Source organism: Vibrio sp. Vb0667, assembly GCF_033391095.1.
In genome coordinates this window covers 1-16986 of the sequence record NZ_JAWPOL010000006.1, presented here as the reverse complement: position 1 = coordinate 16986, position 16986 = coordinate 1, and the positions used below count along the sequence as shown (strand labels likewise).

At 46.7% G+C, this 16986-nt stretch carries 12 protein-coding genes; 4 read left to right on the top strand and 8 right to left on the bottom strand.

The window, feature by feature from the left end:
* The first annotated feature begins 10 nt into the window (after nt 1–10).
* The 3 genes from vmeQ to R8269_RS08890 all read left to right on the top strand — a co-directional run bounded on the left by vmeQ (nt 11) and on the right by R8269_RS08890 (nt 5331).
* Nucleotides 11–3151, top strand: a complete 3141-nt coding sequence (vmeQ, locus tag R8269_RS08900) for an efflux RND transporter permease subunit VmeQ (RefSeq protein ID WP_213971309.1) — start codon at nt 11–13, stop codon at nt 3149–3151.
* A gap of 120 nt (nt 3152–3271) precedes the next feature.
* Complete coding sequence (locus R8269_RS08895) at nt 3272–4357, top strand: OmpP1/FadL family transporter (RefSeq protein ID WP_186585165.1); 1086 nt, start codon at nt 3272–3274, stop codon at nt 4355–4357.
* A gap of 176 nt (nt 4358–4533) precedes the next feature.
* Nucleotides 4534–5331, top strand: a complete 798-nt coding sequence (locus R8269_RS08890; protein WP_186585167.1) for a hypothetical protein — start codon at nt 4534–4536, stop codon at nt 5329–5331.
* 47 nt (nt 5332–5378) lie between these two features.
* Here the strand turns inward: R8269_RS08890 and speG are convergent, their stop codons facing one another.
* Entirely contained in the window at nt 5379–5918 is a 540-nt protein-coding gene (gene speG / locus R8269_RS08885; protein ID WP_005375417.1) for a spermidine N1-acetyltransferase, read from the bottom strand.
* 246 nt (nt 5919–6164) lie between these two features.
* Here speG and R8269_RS08880 point away from each other — a divergent pair, with 246 nt between their 5' ends.
* Entirely contained in the window at nt 6165–6317 is a 153-nt protein-coding gene (locus tag R8269_RS08880; RefSeq protein ID WP_005375418.1) for a hypothetical protein, read from the top strand.
* A 112-nt stretch (nt 6318–6429) separates the two neighbouring features.
* On the opposite strand, the gene R8269_RS08875 is transcribed toward R8269_RS08880, so the two are convergent.
* The 7 genes from R8269_RS08875 to R8269_RS08845 all read right to left on the bottom strand — a co-directional run bounded on the left by R8269_RS08875 (nt 6430) and on the right by R8269_RS08845 (nt 16585).
* Nucleotides 6430–7479, bottom strand: a complete 1050-nt coding sequence (locus R8269_RS08875) for a sensor domain-containing diguanylate cyclase (protein ID WP_021707655.1) — start codon at nt 7477–7479, stop codon at nt 6430–6432.
* Nucleotides 7480–7761: 282 nt separating this feature from the next.
* Nucleotides 7762–8613: a carbenicillin-hydrolyzing class A beta-lactamase CARB-42 gene (locus tag R8269_RS08870; protein ID WP_005375420.1), complete on the bottom strand. Its 852-nt coding sequence runs from the start codon at nt 8611–8613 to the stop codon at nt 7762–7764.
* Nucleotides 8614–8939: 326 nt separating this feature from the next.
* A complete protein-coding gene (gene copI / locus R8269_RS08865) occupies nt 8940–9506 on the bottom strand; it encodes a copper-resistant cuproprotein CopI (protein WP_064376773.1) in 567 nt (188 codons plus the stop codon).
* A 76-nt stretch (nt 9507–9582) separates the two neighbouring features.
* Nucleotides 9583–12750: an efflux RND transporter permease subunit gene (locus R8269_RS08860; RefSeq protein ID WP_186585169.1), complete on the bottom strand. Its 3168-nt coding sequence runs from the start codon at nt 12748–12750 to the stop codon at nt 9583–9585.
* Between the two features lie 2 nt (nt 12751–12752).
* The gene (locus tag R8269_RS08855; protein WP_213971311.1) at nt 12753–14471 is read right to left on the bottom strand and encodes an efflux RND transporter periplasmic adaptor subunit; all 1719 of its coding nucleotides are present in this window, start codon (nt 14469–14471) and stop codon (nt 12753–12755) included.
* 164 nt (nt 14472–14635) lie between these two features.
* A complete protein-coding gene (locus tag R8269_RS08850; protein WP_258477401.1) occupies nt 14636–16027 on the bottom strand; it encodes a TolC family protein in 1392 nt (463 codons plus the stop codon).
* Nucleotides 16028–16162: 135 nt separating this feature from the next.
* Nucleotides 16163–16585: a hypothetical protein gene (locus tag R8269_RS08845; RefSeq protein ID WP_318222512.1), complete on the bottom strand. Its 423-nt coding sequence runs from the start codon at nt 16583–16585 to the stop codon at nt 16163–16165.
* Between the last annotated feature and the right edge of the window lie 401 nt (nt 16586–16986).

Genomic DNA, 16986 nt, shown 5'->3' with positions numbered 1-16986 from the left:
GTGAGTACTGATGTTAAGTAAATTTTTCATTCATCGGCCGAAGTTTGCTTTGGTGATCTCACTGGCGATGACATTGATGGGTATGATCGCCCTGAAAGTCTTGCCAATTTCTGAGTATCCTCAAATCTCTCCAACGGTAATTACGGTGAGCACCATGTATCCGGGTGCAAACGCGGACGTGGTTAAAAAGACCGTAGCACAACCGATAGAAGCCAAAGTCAACGGCGTTGAAGACATGATTTACATGTCTTCTGTGATTGGTAACGATGGCTCATACACATTGCGTATTTACTTCCGAGTGGGCGCAGATGGCGATATGGCGCAGGTTCGTGTGAACAACTTGGTGGCACAGGCGACGTCGTCTCTACCACAAGAAGTAAACCAAATCGGTGTGACGGTTAAGAAGAAATCTTCCGACATGCTGGGCGTTATCACACTGCGTTCTCCGAAACAGTCTCACGACAGTATCTACCTTTCTAACTACGCGGATCTCAATATTGTCGAGCGTCTAAAACGTATCGAAGGTATGAGTGACATTACGCTTCTGGGTAAGAAAGACTACTCAATGCGAATTTGGTTGAACCCAAATAAACTGGCTACCTTGAAGCTTTCTGCTAGCGACGTTATTGGCGCAATTAAAACGCAAAACATCCAAGTGGCGGCGGGTAAGATCGGTGGTATGCCAGCTCCAGATGATCAGCAATATCAATATGTTTTGCAAACTAAAGGTCGACTCACTTCTGCGGAAGAGTTCGAGAACATCATCATTCGTGCGAGCAAGAAAGGTTCTTTGATTCGCTTGAAAGATGTGGCTCGTGTGGAAGTTGGCGCACAAGGTTACGAAGCTGATGGTCGTATGAATAACGAACCAGCCGCCGTTCTGGCCTTGTACCAGTTACCGACCGCGAACGCGCTAGACGTGATGGAACGCGTGAAAGAGGCCATGACAGAGTACGAAAAATCGTTTCCTGATGATTTGGTCTATGACATCGCTTATGACTCTACTGAATACGTAGAGACGTCGATTGATGAAGTTTACGAGACGCTGGTGATTGCGGTACTTCTTGTCACCTTCGTTGTGTACGTTTTCTTGCAGAACTGGCGAGCGACCATCATTCCAACCTTAGCGATTCCGGTTTCCATCATTGCGACGTTCGCAATCATGGGCGTGATGGGCATGACCATTAACACGATCTCGTTGTTTGGCTTGATCCTCGCCATCGGTATCGTGGTGGACGATGCGATCATCGTGGTAGAGAACGTGGAGCGGGTTATCCATGAAGAGCATTTAGACCCGATTCCGGCCACGATCCAAGCTATGAAAGAAGTGACGGGGCCAGTATTGGCAACAACGCTTATTTTGTTGGCGGTATTCGTACCGGTTGCGCTATTGCCGGGTATTTCCGGTCGAATGTTCAACCAGTTCGCAGTCACCATCTGTGTGTCGGTGCTGATCTCTGCGATCAACGCATTAACGTTAACGCCAGCGCTTTGTGCGTTGATGTTGAAATCAACTCACTCGCAGCCTATTGCGCCTTTGCGTGCGTTTAACCGAGGTTTTGAGGCAATAACGCGCAAATACCAAGGTGTAGTTGGCTTCTTGAGCCGTCGCATTGTGCTGAGTATCGGTGTTTATGGCGCGCTTATTGCGGTGCTGGCATTTGCGTTCATGACCGTACCTTCCTCTTTCGTACCGAACGAAGATAAAGGCGTGTTCATGGTCGAAATGCGTTTGCCAGACGCAGCAGCATTGCAGCGTACTGCACCATTAATGAAGCAGTACGTTGATGAGCTAAAACAGATGGAAGGTGTGGAGAACGTGGTTTCGGTTGCGGGCTTCTCGGTAATTAACATGGCGTCGATTCCAAACTCGGGCATGTTGATCATCAAACTGGATAACTGGAGCAAACGTAAAGACCCTGAGCTACACCAACGCGCATTGATGAATAAAGTTAACCAAATGCTGAACTCAACGCCAGATGCCGCTTCGTTCGTTTTCGCGACACCGGCAATCAAAGGTATGGGTGCGGTGGATGGTTTCAACCTTGTGCTGCAGGACAACTTGGGCCGTTCTCCACAAGAGTTGGCAAAAACAACCGCTGATTTTGTTGCCCAAATCAACCAACTGCCTGAAGTGGCACGTGCGTTCTCGATTTTCCGTGCGAATATTCCGCAACGTTACATCGATATTGATCGCGATAAAGCGATTTCGATGGGCGTACCGTTGAATGAAATCTTCAGCACACTGCAAGCACAGTTGGGCGGCGCCTACATTTCTGACTTCAACTTGTTTGGTCGTTCGTACCAAGTGAAAGTGCAAGCAGAAGAGCAATACCGTGACAATATCGACGACATCAACCATCTGTTTGTTCGCTCAAGCTCTGGAAAAATGGTGTCACTGGCAACGCTAGTGAAAGTGAAGCCGATCTTCGGCCCAGATACCTTGTCGAACTACAACATGTTCAGTTCTGCAACCGTGAACGGTGCGCCAGCGCCAGGCTACAGCTCGGGTGATGTTGTAAAAGCGATTGAAAAACTGGCTGCAGAATCTTTGCCAAGTGGTTACTCGTACGAGTGGTCCGGCATGACTTACCAAGAGATGAAAGCAGGCAACATGGCACCAATCGCGTTCGCATTGTCTTTGCTGTTCACCTACTTGTTCTTGGTGGCTCAGTACGAAAGTTGGACCATTCCTGCTGCGGTAATGATGGCGGTTCCAGTCGCGATTCTCGGCGCAATGGGCACGCTACTGCTGGTGGGACAACCGTTCGACTTGTATGTGCAGATTGGTGTGGTCATCTTGATCGGTATGTCCGCCAAAGTGGCGATTCTTATCGTGGAATTTGCCAAAGTTCTGCGAGAAGAAAAGGGCTTATCCATCATTGATTCTGCCAAAGAAGCTGCTCGAATCCGTTTCCGTGCAGTACAGATGACCGCATTCGCCTTCATCTGGGGGGTATTCCCGTTGGTGATTGCATCGGGTGCCGGTGCGGCATCTCGTCACTCACTGGGCTTTGCAGTATTCGGCGGCATGATTCTCTCTACGTTTGTAGGCACGTTGCTGACGCCAGTGTTCTTCGTGATGATGCAATCTCTGCGCGAGAAGTTTAAGCGAAAGAAACCCACTGAACTTGAGGTGAGCGAGCAATAACGCTGATTTCAACTGACTGACTCCACAACACCCCCACGCTGTGTGCGATTGGCCAATGCCTTTCATTGATATACAACCACCGTCGCAGCGTGGGTTCCCCTAACAATAATAGGTTTTAACATGAAAAATCTTTCAAAAATCGTCGTAGCGAGTTCTCTACTGACTTGTGCTGCTGCGCAAGCGGGTGGGTTATACCTTTACGAAACAACAGCATCGGATATTGGTTTGGCATCCGCTGGTATGGCGGCTCGTGCGCAAGATGCCTCAGTAATGGCAGCAAACCCGGCTGGTCTGGCGAATATTTCTGGTAAATCTTTCTCTGGTAACCTGATTGGCCTTTACGGTGACGCGCAACTAGACACGATGACTGGCGATGCGGGCAACGTGATTGGTTTTGTTCCTATGGCGTCGGCATTTTACAGCCAACAAGTGAACGACAAATGGACGCTGGGTATTGGTCTGTATGGCAATTACGGCCTTGGCCTCGAGTACGAAGGTCTTTTGAATAATCATTTAGATATTCCTACAGCAACGACGCAAGCCTTGACCATTCAACCTTCCGCTTCTTACCGCATCAATGATCACTGGTCTGTGGGTGCGGCGCTTGGCATTCAGTACGGTATGTATGAAGTAGAAACGAAGGGAGCCTTGAACTTCAATGACGAAGACCAAGACACACAGGTTAACGGCCGAGTAGGTGTGCTTTATGAGGCAACACCAGGTACGCGTCTTGGCCTGTCTTACTCTTCTGAAACCGAATTTGAATTCGACAATAGTAACTCCATTGCTCCACAACAACTGATCTTCAGTGCTTACCATGAAGTGAATGATGACCTAGCGGTGATGTGGAACGTGAACTGGCAAGACTGGAGCGAATACACAACCACGCTGGGCGTAGAGACACAAGACACTTACCAAATCGCATTGGGTACTCAGTACAAACTGAATGAAAAAATGATGTGGAATGCAGGTTTTGCATTCGATACCAGCATGTATGAAAGCCAATCAAACGGTGACATTACCGTTCCTACTGGCAAGGCGTACCGCATTGGTACAGGCATTGATTACAAATTGGATTCAGAAAACTCAATTGGTTTCGCGTTTGAAGCGATCTTGATGGAATCGTCAGAAACGCCACGCTTCCAAGCGGGCTTTGATGAGCCTGCACTGTACTTCATGAGCATGAGCTACAACTGGAAAAACTAATCATTCCTAATCGCTAAAACGCCTTCCTTACAGGCCATTCTACCCTAACTACCTGCACTGGATGCTGTCACGCCATCTAAGGTAGTTAGGGCGCTTTTGTCACATCCAGTGAGTGATGATTCAAAAAATATCTGCGCAGCTAAGTGCGGGTATTCAACATCTCAAAGGACTGAAAAATGAAAAATAAACTAGCGTTAGTGTGTATAACTTTGTTGGTCAGTACGCTGGCTCATGGTGCCGAGCATCGAGTAAAAGACAATAAAAACAAGTTGGCGGATGACCCAACAAAAGTCATCACGAAATTTGGCGCGTCGTACGCAAACAACTACGATTTTGATGATCAAAACATCTCATTCTCGGGCTCACTTGCGCTTGACCAAGCGCGCAAAATCAACCTGCGTATCAATGATGATGCGAGCGAGTGGCGTATTGGTGGCTCGTGGTTGTTTCCGGTCGGTATCGTGAACTTCAACTTCGGTAAAAATGAATACGTAAACGGCGCGGATCAAACCAACTACAGCGTTGGTACCTTTATGCCGCTAAGTTATTTCGGGATTGAGCCAGCAGGCTTCCAAATTTTCCCAATGGCAGGCTATACGTACAACACTGGTGATGTTCCTGTTTGTGACGGTGCAGAAAGTAGTCTCTGTAGCGAGCCTAACTTTACGGGTACGCCAAGTGCAGAGAATGGCTTCAATATGATGAGCTCTTCAGGCAGTAGCGGTTACGTTGGTGCATTTGCGCTGAAATCGTTTACCAAAGAGCTGACGTTAATCAGCTTTGCAGCAGGCACTTACGGCTCAGAAAACAGTGAAGGAGAGAACTACAAAGGCTTCTTTGGTGGTATTGGTCTTGGTTACCTCGTGAGCAAACGCCACTCTTTTAACGTAATGACGTTTGGCATGGACAACAACACCTATTTGGATGAAGCAGACAAGCGCATCGTATTATCATATCAATATCAATTTGAATAAATAAAAACGCAGCCCAAATAGCTGCGTTTTTACTTTGATAGAATGAACTAGTGAATTGAGTTGTTTTCTTCGATCTTTTTCTGGTACTGGTGTTTTAATATATACATGCGCTTAACATCGCTGTAAGCGCCGTTAATAAAGTATTCTTCTACAAGGTGACCTTCTTCGATAAAGCCGCACTTTTTGTATAAGTGAATAGCGACTTCGTTATCCACTGCGACTAATAAGTAGATTTTACGTAGATTAAGAATTGAGAATGAGTAATCTAACGCACGATTAATCATCTCTGTCGCATAACCTCGGCCTTGATGCTCTGGGGCGATGATTATCTGAAATTCCGCGCTGCGGTGAATGTAGTTAATCTCGATCAGCTCAACTAAGCCAATTACGATGCCGTCTTCATCTTCGACGACAAAACGCCTTTCAGCGTCATCATGTATATGTTTTCGATAAAGTTCTTCGAGCTCGTCATAAGACTCGTAAGGTTCTTCGAACCAGTAGGCCATGATATTTCGGTTGTTATTCAGTTCATGAATAAAGCGCAAATCAGAACGCTCTAATGCACGCATTTTTAGGCCTTTCTTCATCATTTTTCTCCAATGAGGGCGGAGAATACCTCCGCACTTGATGCTAGAAAATATTACCGTATTTCACAAGAATAGCGCATCTTTTTTTGGAAAATATCCTGTGATTTTCAATGTGGAAACTTAGAGTTCACGACAAATATAAATTAATCTTTACGATAAAAAACTCGATTAGGTGCTTTGCCTAATATCGTATTAAATACCGCGCAACGACTTAGTGTCTTAATCTAAACAAACAAGGTATTCAATATGTTTTCAATCGGTGACGTAGTAGTAGCGACTAAAGGTATCGATCTTGGCGAAATGGTTGTTACAGGTTTAAGCAGTGGCGGTTTTTACACACATGTAAAAGCAGGCGAAAAAACACTAACTTACCCAGCTAAAGATCTTAAGAAAGCATAATTAAATTTGCTCATTCTTATTTTTAACTGGCTTAAAGTTCGTATTAGTTATTTTAAGCGGGTTAGAATCGATAAAAGGTAGCGCAATGAGTCGCTACCTTTTTTTATTTTTTCTACCTTTCTTCACCAATATGAAACTCAACGCGATTTCTTCCAGTTTCTTTTGCCTTGTAAAGTGCTAAGTCGGCGCGTTTAACTAATGGTTCAAATGAGTCGTCGAGACGACAGACTTGAGTTACCCCAATACTCGCGGTGAAGCTCATATCACAACCTGAATGTTGAACGGTCGTCGTTTCTAGTGCATTACGAATCGTTTCTAATGTGTCTAGAGCTTGCTGTGATGAGCGACTTCTTAATACGATGGCAAACTCTTCACCGCCAACTCTGGCAAGTAAGTCACAATCAAGTAGATGACTTTTAATAGTATTAACTGCATGGATCAGTGATTTATCGCCTGCGTCATGACCAAATCGGTCATTGAGGCTTTTAAAATTGTCGAGATCTAAAATAGCAACATGGAAGTCAATGCCCTGGGTTCGGTATTCATTTAGGCGGCTTTCGATTTGTCGCATGAACTCTCTGCGGTTTGGAATACCTGTTAGATCATCCGTCGTGGCGAGGTGCTCCATCTTCATAATCTGTATATGAAGGGCAATGTTTAAAGCAATCCAATTAGCGATGCACTGAAGCTGTGCCGCTTGTTCGTTTGTGTAAATGTGCGTTTGATGATGCGCAACATTAAGCGTTCCTAGGCAGACTTTACCGTGCATTAAAGGCGCGTCCATACACGTACCCATACCATTGGATGCGAGCATCATACAATCGATCTCATCAGATTGCGTAACATCATCGCAGATCATCAGTTGTTGCTTTTTGAACACTCGGCCAACAAACGCTTGATGAATGGGCACTAAAAATTCAGCGGGAATCGCTTTACTACCAGAGAAAGAGTAGACCTTTAGATGATCATTGTTTTCATAAAGTGTGATACTCGCACGGTCAGAATTAAATATACGATTTATCCATTCTGCCACCGTATCAAGTACTTGCTGTAGTGTTTCCGATTGAGCTAAAAAGTGAACAAACCCTATCGGCATACATATCGGACTTTCCATGTTTTGCATCGATAAGTCATCAGGGTTAAAAGTTCTTTCAAGTCTCAATAGACATCTCCTTGGCAATGTTGCAAATACCAACAATAAATTACGTGAAGCTATTTTGTAGAAAATGTGCTTCTTGGTAAGAGTATGGTTTAATTATCGCCGTTTGTGTGCATTTGGTTGCTTAATGTGGGCGTTAACTCACCCTAAATAAGTAAATCTTATACCTATTTATAAGTAAGTCATTACTCAATAAGTGGTGTTTTTAAGATGGAAGTACAGAATGAGCCCTTCTGGAAGAGAAGGGCTAGAAAAGGATACAAATGGGGTCAGGTGAGTAGAGACTTAATTGTCTTTGTACTTTTGTAAAATCAACTGACTTATCTGCGCAACGAGCTGGTCCCTAGCTTGAAGTGAGAGCTCGGTTTCTGTGACATAAATACTAATGTAAACAGGTCGATGATTTTCCTTCCATATAATCGCGTTAATGCCACGCGAACCATGACCACCCGCACCAGAACGGTCTGCAATAGACCAACCTGTTGGTAATACAGAACGCATTAACGAGTCTGAAACTTTGTTGTCCTGCATCCAGATTTTTAATTGTACACGAGACTCATAAGACAACGTTTCGCCTTCGACCAAAGTTCGAAGAGTGTTTAGTATGGCGTTAGGTGTGGTTGTGTCGCGGCTGTCGCCTGGTGTGGCTTCGTTCAAGCGAGGTTCTATTCTGTCTAGGCGCGTTGCTTTATCTCCAATTGTTCGCAGAAACATTGTTACGGCTTTAGGGCCGCCAATTTCATTTAATACCAAGTTGGCTGCAGTATTATCACTCATTAACATAGCGGCTTCACACGCGTGCTCTATGCGTGTGTTTTGGCCTGCGAGCTTATCCATCACTGGAGACCATACAACGATACTGCGCTCATCGACTTTTGCGGTCGCATTCTTACTTAGCTTACCGCTGTCCATATCACTTAGCATTTTGGCACAAGCTAGGGTTTTGAATGTGCTCATGAGTGGGAAGCGTTCATCGCCACGGTAGTCCCAACGCTCGTCTGCTTGGGTATCCCAAACTGACACCCCAATTCTGCTTGAGGTTTGTTGCTCGAGGAGAGAAATGTCCTCATTCAGTTGGGACGCGTAACTTAGGGTTGAGCAAACCATTAGCCCAGCCAACAAAAATAACTTTTTCATGGATCGTGTTCTTCAATTTTAGTTTTAGTTCGCACCGTAGCGATGTCACGTAAACTATAACGAGCCAATACTCTAAACACTGTTAAATCTATGTCTATTTTATGTAGGATTCTTTGCAATACGCTAATACGGTCTCAATATGAGGAGAAGAGTGTTGCTATCAAGGCCCGTAGTTTGGCTTATATATTACGTCGGTGATTCGGTCATAAAAATATCTTAGCGTGAGACACTGGCTCAGAATTTCTTATCATGAGCTAACGAATAGTTTGATCCAGAGAAATAAAAGGAGCTGAATCATCAGCTCCTTTGTCTAGTTGGATAATTACTTACAGTTCAATCTTTTTAACCATGCCCGATTCTGCATGGCCCGGAATGTTGCACGCGAACTCAACCTTGTTGTCACCGTGGAAGTGCCACAGTAATTGCTTCGCTTTACCTGGTTCTACCGTAACTGCGTTGCCTGAGTCATGCATGTGATCGCCACTCATTGTCTTCATCATTTCGCGATGTTCTAGCTGCTCTTTAGCCGAACCAATCGTAAACTCGTGGTTGATCTTACCGGTGTTCATGACCACAAATTGCACCACATCGTTTGGCTCAATTTTAACGTCTTTTTTGAACTTGATGGTCATGTCATCACCCAAGATAACGTGTACCACCTTGTCTGGCTTTGCCCCTTTTGCTGGCATACCAACTGCCGACATGCCCGGCATATCCATCATGTTTGAATGGTCCATTTTACTGTGGTCCATCTTCATGCTGCCGTGGTCCATATTTTCATGCTTCATGTTGCTATGATCCATGTTCGCGTGGTCCATGTTTGAATGATCCACTTGGGCAAACGCAGTCGTTGTTGTTAGGGCTAGAGCAAGAGTGATTAGTGTCTTTTTCATTTTTATATCCTTGTTTTAATTCATTATTAACTTGGTTGCTTCCCCTCAAACGGCATGTTTGAGAGGAAGGTAGGGGTTAAGCCTTGTTGTTTACATCACTAGCTTGGTGATTAGTTGCATTGCTTTGGCGCAACTCACGTTGTTTCCACAGCTTGAAGATGGCTGGAAGCACCAACAGCGTCAGCAGCAGTGCTGATGCCATACCACCAATCATTGGTGCGGCGATACGTTGCATTACTTCTGATCCTGTCCCTTCGCCGTACATGATCGGAATCAGACCAATAATGACCGTCAGTACCGTCATCATTACTGGGCGAACACGTAGGCCTGCACCTTCACGAATGGCATCAGTTAGGTCTTTCGCCTCAAGCTTCTGTTGGCTCTCTTCTGCATCGAGTTTTTTGTAGTGCCACGCTTGGTTGAGGTAGACGAGCATGATGACCCCAATTTCAACCGCGACGCCTGCTAGGGCAATAAAGCCGACCCCAACGGCAATCGAGAAGTTGTAGTTGAGGATATGCATGAGCCACAAACCACCAACCATAGCGAGTGGTAGGGTAAGCATGATGATCATCACTTCACCGACACGACGGAAGCTGAAGTAAAGCAGCAGCATAATGATGGCGATGGTGATTGGTACCACGACACTCAAGCGATCTTTCGCACGCTCCATGTATTCGTATTGACCAGACCAAGCCAGCGAGTAACCCGCAGGAAGTTCTAGTTGATCGGCCACGACTTGCTGTGCTTCCACTACGTAAGAGCCAAGGTCACGACCATCGATGTCGACAAATACCCAGCCGTTTGGACGCGCGTTTTCTGTCTTGATCATCGGAGGGCCGTCTTCGTAACGAATGTCCGCTACATCAGCCAGCGCAATACGAGCGCCATTTGGTGTCACCAATGGTAGGTTTTGCAGTTTAACCACTGAATCTCGGTAGTCTTGTGGGTAGCGAACGTTGATTGGGTAACGCTCCAAGCCTTCAATGGTTTCACCCACATTCATACCGCCCACCGCAGTGGAGATCACTTGCTGAACGTCTTTGATGCTTAAGCCATAACGCGCTGCGGCACGACGTTTAATGTCGATCGTGACATAACGACCACCTGCTACACGTTCTGCATAAACCGATGCCGTGCCTTGTACGCCGTTAAGAATTGGCTCCAACTGAGAACCGATCTTCTCAATCACTTTCAGATCGGGTCCGGAGATCTTAATGCCGATAGGGGTTTTGATGCCCGTTGCCAACATGTCGATACGCGTTTTGATCGGCATTACCCAAGCGTTAGTAAGACCAGGGAACTGAACCAGCTTGTCGAACTCTTTGCGCAGTGACTCGGTTGTTACCCCTTCACGCCATTGGTCGCGTGGCTTCAACTGAATCACGGTTTCAATCATGGTGAGTGGCGCTGGATCGGTTGCAGTTTCAGCTCGGCCAATCTTGCCCCATACGGTTTTCACTTCTGGAACGGTTTTGATCAGCTTGTTGGTTTGTTGTAGAAGCTCGCGTGCTTTACCAATTGAGATACCCGGATAGGTTGTTGGCATGTACATCAAGTCCCCTTCATCCAGCGGAGGGATGAACTCGCTACCCAGTTTACTGGTTGGGTAGTAAGCCGATGCCATCAGACCTAATGCGATAACAATCATGGTCTTAGGGTATTTTAAGCTGGTGTTCAACAGCGGACGGTACAACGCGACCAAGCCACGGTTAACTGGGTTTTTGTGTTCCGGTAACACCTTACCGCGAATGAAGTAGCCCATAAGAACAGGGACGAGTGTGATTGCCAAACCTGCTGCCGCTGCCATTGCGTAAGTCTTAGTGAACGCAAGCGGCGAGAACATCTTGCCTTCTTGGCCTTCTAAGGCGAACACTGGTACGAAGCTAAGAGTGATGATAAGCAACGAGAAGAACAGCGGTGCGCCGACCTCTTCTGCGGCTTTGCCGATTACTTGCCAGCGGTTCTTGTCGGTCAATGGCGTTCGTTCAATGTGCTTGTGAACGTTTTCAATCATTACGATTGCCCCATCCACCATGGCACCGATGGCAATTGCAATACCACCCAAGGACATGATGTTGGCGTTGATGCCTTGCCAATGCATTACGATAAACGCAGTGAGAATGCCAACCGGTAGGCTCAGAGCGATAACCAACGAAGAACGAATGTGGAATAAGAATAACGCGCACACAATCGCAACGACAATGAACTCTTCTGCAAGCTTCTTCCATAGGTTTTCTACCGCTGAATCGATAAGGGTAGAGCGATCGTAAGTTGCAACAATTTCCACGCCTTCTGGCAGGCTGCGTTGTAGGTCTGCGAGTTTGTCTTTGACTTTCGCAATCACTTCACTGGCGTTTTCACCAAAGCGCATCACGATAACGCCACCTACCGCTTCACCTTCGCCATTCAGCTCTGAGATACCACGGCGCATTTGTGGGCCAAGGTTAATGTCTGCGATGTCTCCTAATAGCAACGGCGTGCCTTTCTCGGTGACTTTTAGAGGCAGTGATTTGATGTCTTCAATGCTGGTTAGGTAACCCGTGGTACGAACCATGTGTTCGGCTTCCGCAACTTCGATAACGGACGCGCCGGTTTCTTGGTTACCGTTTTGGATTGCCATGTTCACTTGTTGCAAAGTGAGGTTGTACGCACGCAGTTTGGCAGGATCAATCTGCACTTGATACTGCTTCACCATACCGCCCACGGTAGCGACTTCAGAAACGCCATCAACGGTTTGCAATTCGTATTTCAAGAACCAGTCTTGCAGGCTGCGAAGATCCGCCAAATCATGCTTGCCGGTTTTGTCTTGTAATACGTAGCTGTAAACCCAGCCCACGCCCGTTGCATCAGGACCTAGGGTTGGTTTTGCGTTCGGTGGCAGCTTTGGTGCTACTTGGCTTAAGTACTCCAACACGCGCGAACGTGCCCAGTACATGTCGGTATCATCGTTGAAAATGATATAAACGTAAGAGTCACCAAAGAAGGAGTAACCACGAACTGTCTCAGCACCCGGCACGGCAAGCATGGCGGTGGTGAGTGGGTAAGTGACTTGATCCTCGACGACTTGAGGAGCCTGACCCGGATAGCTTGTCTTGATGATCACTTGCACATCAGAAAGATCCGGAATCGCATCAACAGGCGTATTCTTTACACTGTAAAGTCCGCCTAATACAAGGGCTAAGGTCGCGACCAACACTAGGAATCGGTTGCTCAGTGACCAACGAATAATAGCATTGATCATAATTAACCCTCGACGGCTGTTGTTGCAGGAACTAGCTGTTTAAGAACGTAGTCAGAACCTTGTTTTTCAACTAGAAACCGAACTTTCTGTCCTTCTTCAAAACCCGATAGATCAACGTCTTCACCCACAGAGAAGTTCATCTCGCCTGCATCCCAGTTCCATTCTGCAACCGGTAGGTGGTTTAAGGTGATCATGCCAAAATCAGCCATCAGCATGCTAATGTCACCAGTTAGCCAAACTTCTGCGGCAATGACGCTGTTGTCTGCCTTATACTCGATGATTTGGTACTGACCGGACTCCGTCTTTTGCATTTCAAATTCGATAGCCTGACCTTTTTTCAAGTCACCCATTTCAACGCCATCTGCGAAAGTGAAGTTCATTACCATGCCCGGCCAATCCCATTCTGGTACAGGTTGGTGGTTGATGGTCAGCATGCGGTGATCTTTCATTACGTCTGTGATTTCACCTTTGGCCCATGCTGTTTCTGCCGCTGCTTCTACACCATTGATGCGAGACAGATCCGCCGACTGGCTTGATTCAGAATCGAGCATGAAGTGAGATGAAGTAACGATCTTATCGCCTTGTTTAAGTCCTTGTAATACTTCGATTTGTTCGCCAGCTTCACGGCCAACTTCAATTCGAGCGGAGCGATATTTGCCTTCGCCCTCAGCTAGAACAACGCGAGTCATACCACCAGAGCGGATAACAGATGATTTAGGAATCGTTAACACTGCGTCGTCAGTAACAGGCTGCAAGGCAATATTGGCGAACATGTTTGGCTTCAATGCGCCATCTGGATTAGGGAATTTAAGACGCACACGCAACGTACGTGTTTTCGGATCAAGGATTGGGTACACGTAATCGACAACACCTTGCCATTCATTGCCCGGAATCGCGTCAAGGGTCATCGTGGCTTGAGAACCCGCTTTCATCCAGTGCGCTTGACGCTCAAAGACTTCTGCATCAACCCAAACATTGTCCAAAGGACCTGCACTGATCACCGCTTGAGCAGGGGACAAATAGCCACCTTCACGCACGTTTAAGCTCGCGATAACGCCATCAGCAGGCGCTTTGATTTCAATGGTTTGCGATGCTTTACCACTACGAGTAATGGATTTGATTTGAGCACGGTCAACCCCAAGCGTTACCAAGCGCTCGGTCGCGCCTTTTTCAAGACCTTTGCGGCCAGTGCGGTACGCATTCAGCAATTCTTCTTGTGCTTTAACCAGTTCAGGAGAGTAGAGAGTGAAAAGCACATCGCCTTTCTTCACTTTCTCACCCACGGCATTGATGTAGAGTTTTTCTACCCAACCCGCCACACGAACGTTGGTTTGCCATAACAGACTTTCATCAAAGGCAATATAGCCAACCGTTTCGATGCGTGGTGATAGCTGTTGTAGTGTCGCGTTTGCGGTTTTAACCCCGAGGTTGTTCTCTACTGAAGGGTCAATAGTCACTGTACCCGGTGCGTCTTGTTCACCGGATAGGTCTTCTGCGTAAACCGGAATCAAATCCATGCCCATTGGGGACTTACCCGGCTTGTCGCGTTTGTAATTCGGATCCATTGGGGCAACCCAGTAAAGCGGATCATTAGAGCTTGCAGCAGATTCGCCACCCATAGCACTCATGTCGTGAGTCGAGCCCGTAAGAAAATGATTAGCACCAAACCCTAAAGCACCACCAACAATCAGCGCGATGGTTGCAATTTTAAATGTTTTCATTGTTTTACCTTATTTTCCCCTTCACATTTGACGCTACAGCGTTGTTGCCTGCTCTCGTTCACCCAAATCACATAGCAGATCCCTTAGTTTGTTAGGGAAAGTGCTCATGGGATTCTCTCGTTTGCCGCCTAGCTGTAGCCCCAACTGTCTTGGGGAATCACAAATTAATATGTCGAAATAGAGCGAGCTTCCGGTGAAGCCACTTGATAGTCGAAACCACCGAGTAGGGTGGCTAAATTGCTGTTTGCGATGTTGAGATCGGTCAGTAGACGTTGTTGCTCCAATTGCAGAGCCAACTCGTCAGTCGTGGCGGAAATCACATCGTTAAACTGCGCTGTGTTGTTTTGATAACCCCGCTCAACGGCTTGGATGCGCGCTTTCGCTTGAGGCAATAAGGTGGATTGATAACGTTCTAAGCGTTGGGTTAAGTTGCCGCGATCAACCAGCAAAGTGTTCACCTTGGCATTCATCTGCGTTAGTAAGGTGTCTTTTTGTGATTGTGCCGCGCCAACTTGGTATTGAGCGGCCGCGAGATTGCGATCTTGGCGGTCACCCGTAAACAACGGAATGTCCATGGTGAGGTAAGCGCTGACCAAATCTGATGCTGGCTCACCCATCATGTTGTCGGCTTGGCGGTAGGCGTACATTACTTCGACGCCAAATTGTGGGGTGTAGGCTTGCTCAGTAATTTCCACCTGCGTTTTATTGGCAGAAATGCTGACGTCGGCCATCTTAACCATCGGGTGTTGACTGAGTTGCTGATAATGCTTGGTGGAACCCTGACTGGCAGCAAGTTTGCTGTTCAGTGTGTCCCAATTAAGTTGATTGCTCGCATGCAGGGCCTGTTCATTCGCCAACCAATCTGACCCCAACCATTCGGAGAGTTGAGAGATAAGACGACGTTGCATTTGTGCGTTGGCTTGCAGTTTCTCATCCAACTTGCTGACTTGAAGTTGGGCGTTAAGCAGATCTTGCGCTTCACTCTTACCAATCGAATAGTTGGTTTGAATAAAGCTTTCCATCTCCTTCATCAACTTGCGGTTCTCAAGCATGATTTGTTCAGCGCGTTGCTGGTAACCAAGTTCTAACCAAAGTTGAGTCATGTTGTTGGCTACCTCAAGCTCACGAGCATGGACTTGAAGCCCAAGGCCGTCAGCTTGTTGATTGGCTTTCTTCTGCTGTAAATCAAGCGTCGAGCCACGCTCAAATTGTTGCATTAAACCAACGGAGATGTTGGTCATTGGGTCTTCATCGAATTTGAAGCTGTCGACAGGCAAGCCACCAAAACCCACTTTCAGTTTTGGGTCGATTAAGGTCGCACTCGCGACGCCCGTTTCACGCATGGCAGCAGATTGCGCTGAGTATTGCTTACGATTGCCATCGTTACTCAAAGCGACGTTGATCAGTTGGGCAAGCTTGGTCGTCGAAGCTCGCTCACTTGATGCGGAATTTTGTGCTGCGTGCGTCTCTTTACCAGCGGCGTTAACCAAGGTTGGCGCAGCGACCAGAGCCACCATAAAAATAGGTGCAGCTAAGCGGTATGGTTTGATATCCATAATCTAAATCCAGTGTTCGCCGGATCGATGGAGGTGCGGATTTTATTGCGGGAACAGTAAAGCCTTGTCACCTCATCGTTCAGGCGCATTAAAACAACCTGCGATACACGCGCAGGGTCGAATGCTAGGACGGATTTAGGCTATAGGAGGTCGGTACAGGTCGCGGCTGACGTGTACGACTGGGGAAGCAACTTCAGGAGTAATGGTTGCGCGATAGACGACGGGCATTGGGCTATTGATAGGATTCGGTAGGGGGACGAAAACTATCGTACACGCGGCACTACAGCAGGTATGAACCATGCCGGAGCCTCCACCACAGTTCATGCTGGTTTCTCTTGCATCGCCATCTTCGGACAGAGAAGCGTCTGTCATGGAGACGTCCATCATGCCAGGCATACCGCAGTGTTCGCTGTCACTCATCATAGAGGGATGGTGAGCCATGCCAGTAGACATCATTTGAATATTCATCAACGGCTCACTGTTCGCCACACTAGATACCAATAGTACTAGCGTCGTGAAGAGAGTTAACCAGATTGTATGCAGCGGCTTTAAGTGCATACCCTTTCCCATGTGTTTGATGAAAATGATGAAAACCCTTCGATTCTAAAGGTTAACCTAAGGGTAAGGTCAATCATTTATTACTCTTATTATCAAAATAGTCCAACCCTTCAGTTTTCGCACTTTCGAGCGAGTAAAACGTTTGTTAAACACCGAGTGTTGAAAGTTAGCGAAAGAAACCCTCGCTTTTTATGACACGTGAAAAATGTGGTTTATAAGTTTTACATCACACTAACTTGTCTTACAAATGATTATCCTTATAGAATGCATGGTTTTACTTGTGCAGATTTGGATTTGCTTTGCTGCGGGGGTTGCATGATAGAAATTGTCATCGATGGAAAATATAGAATTGTAGAAGAGGGTCTAACCCTTTTAGAAGCAGCAAAAGTGTGTGGGGTCGA

Coding starts and splice junctions, on each gene's coding strand:
- vmeQ (WP_213971309.1), top strand. CDS start 11: ATGTTAAGTAAATTTTTCATTCATCGGCCGAAGTTTGCTTTGGTGATC.
- R8269_RS08895 (WP_186585165.1), top strand. CDS start 3,272: ATGAAAAATCTTTCAAAAATCGTCGTAGCGAGTTCTCTACTGACTTGT.
- R8269_RS08890 (WP_186585167.1), top strand. CDS start 4,534: ATGAAAAATAAACTAGCGTTAGTGTGTATAACTTTGTTGGTCAGTACG.
- speG (WP_005375417.1), bottom strand. CDS start 5,918: ATGAAGAAAGGCCTAAAAATGCGTGCATTAGAGCGTTCTGATTTGCGC.
- R8269_RS08880 (WP_005375418.1), top strand. CDS start 6,165: ATGTTTTCAATCGGTGACGTAGTAGTAGCGACTAAAGGTATCGATCTT.
- R8269_RS08870 (WP_005375420.1), bottom strand. CDS start 8,613: ATGAAAAAGTTATTTTTGTTGGCTGGGCTAATGGTTTGCTCAACCCTA.
- copI (WP_064376773.1), bottom strand. CDS start 9,506: ATGAAAAAGACACTAATCACTCTTGCTCTAGCCCTAACAACAACGACT.
- R8269_RS08860 (WP_186585169.1), bottom strand. CDS start 12,750: ATGATCAATGCTATTATTCGTTGGTCACTGAGCAACCGATTCCTAGTG.
- R8269_RS08855 (WP_213971311.1), bottom strand. CDS start 14,471: ATGAAAACATTTAAAATTGCAACCATCGCGCTGATTGTTGGTGGTGCT.
- R8269_RS08850 (WP_258477401.1), bottom strand. CDS start 16,027: ATGGATATCAAACCATACCGCTTAGCTGCACCTATTTTTATGGTGGCT.
- R8269_RS08845 (WP_318222512.1), bottom strand. CDS start 16,585: ATGCACTTAAAGCCGCTGCATACAATCTGGTTAACTCTCTTCACGACG.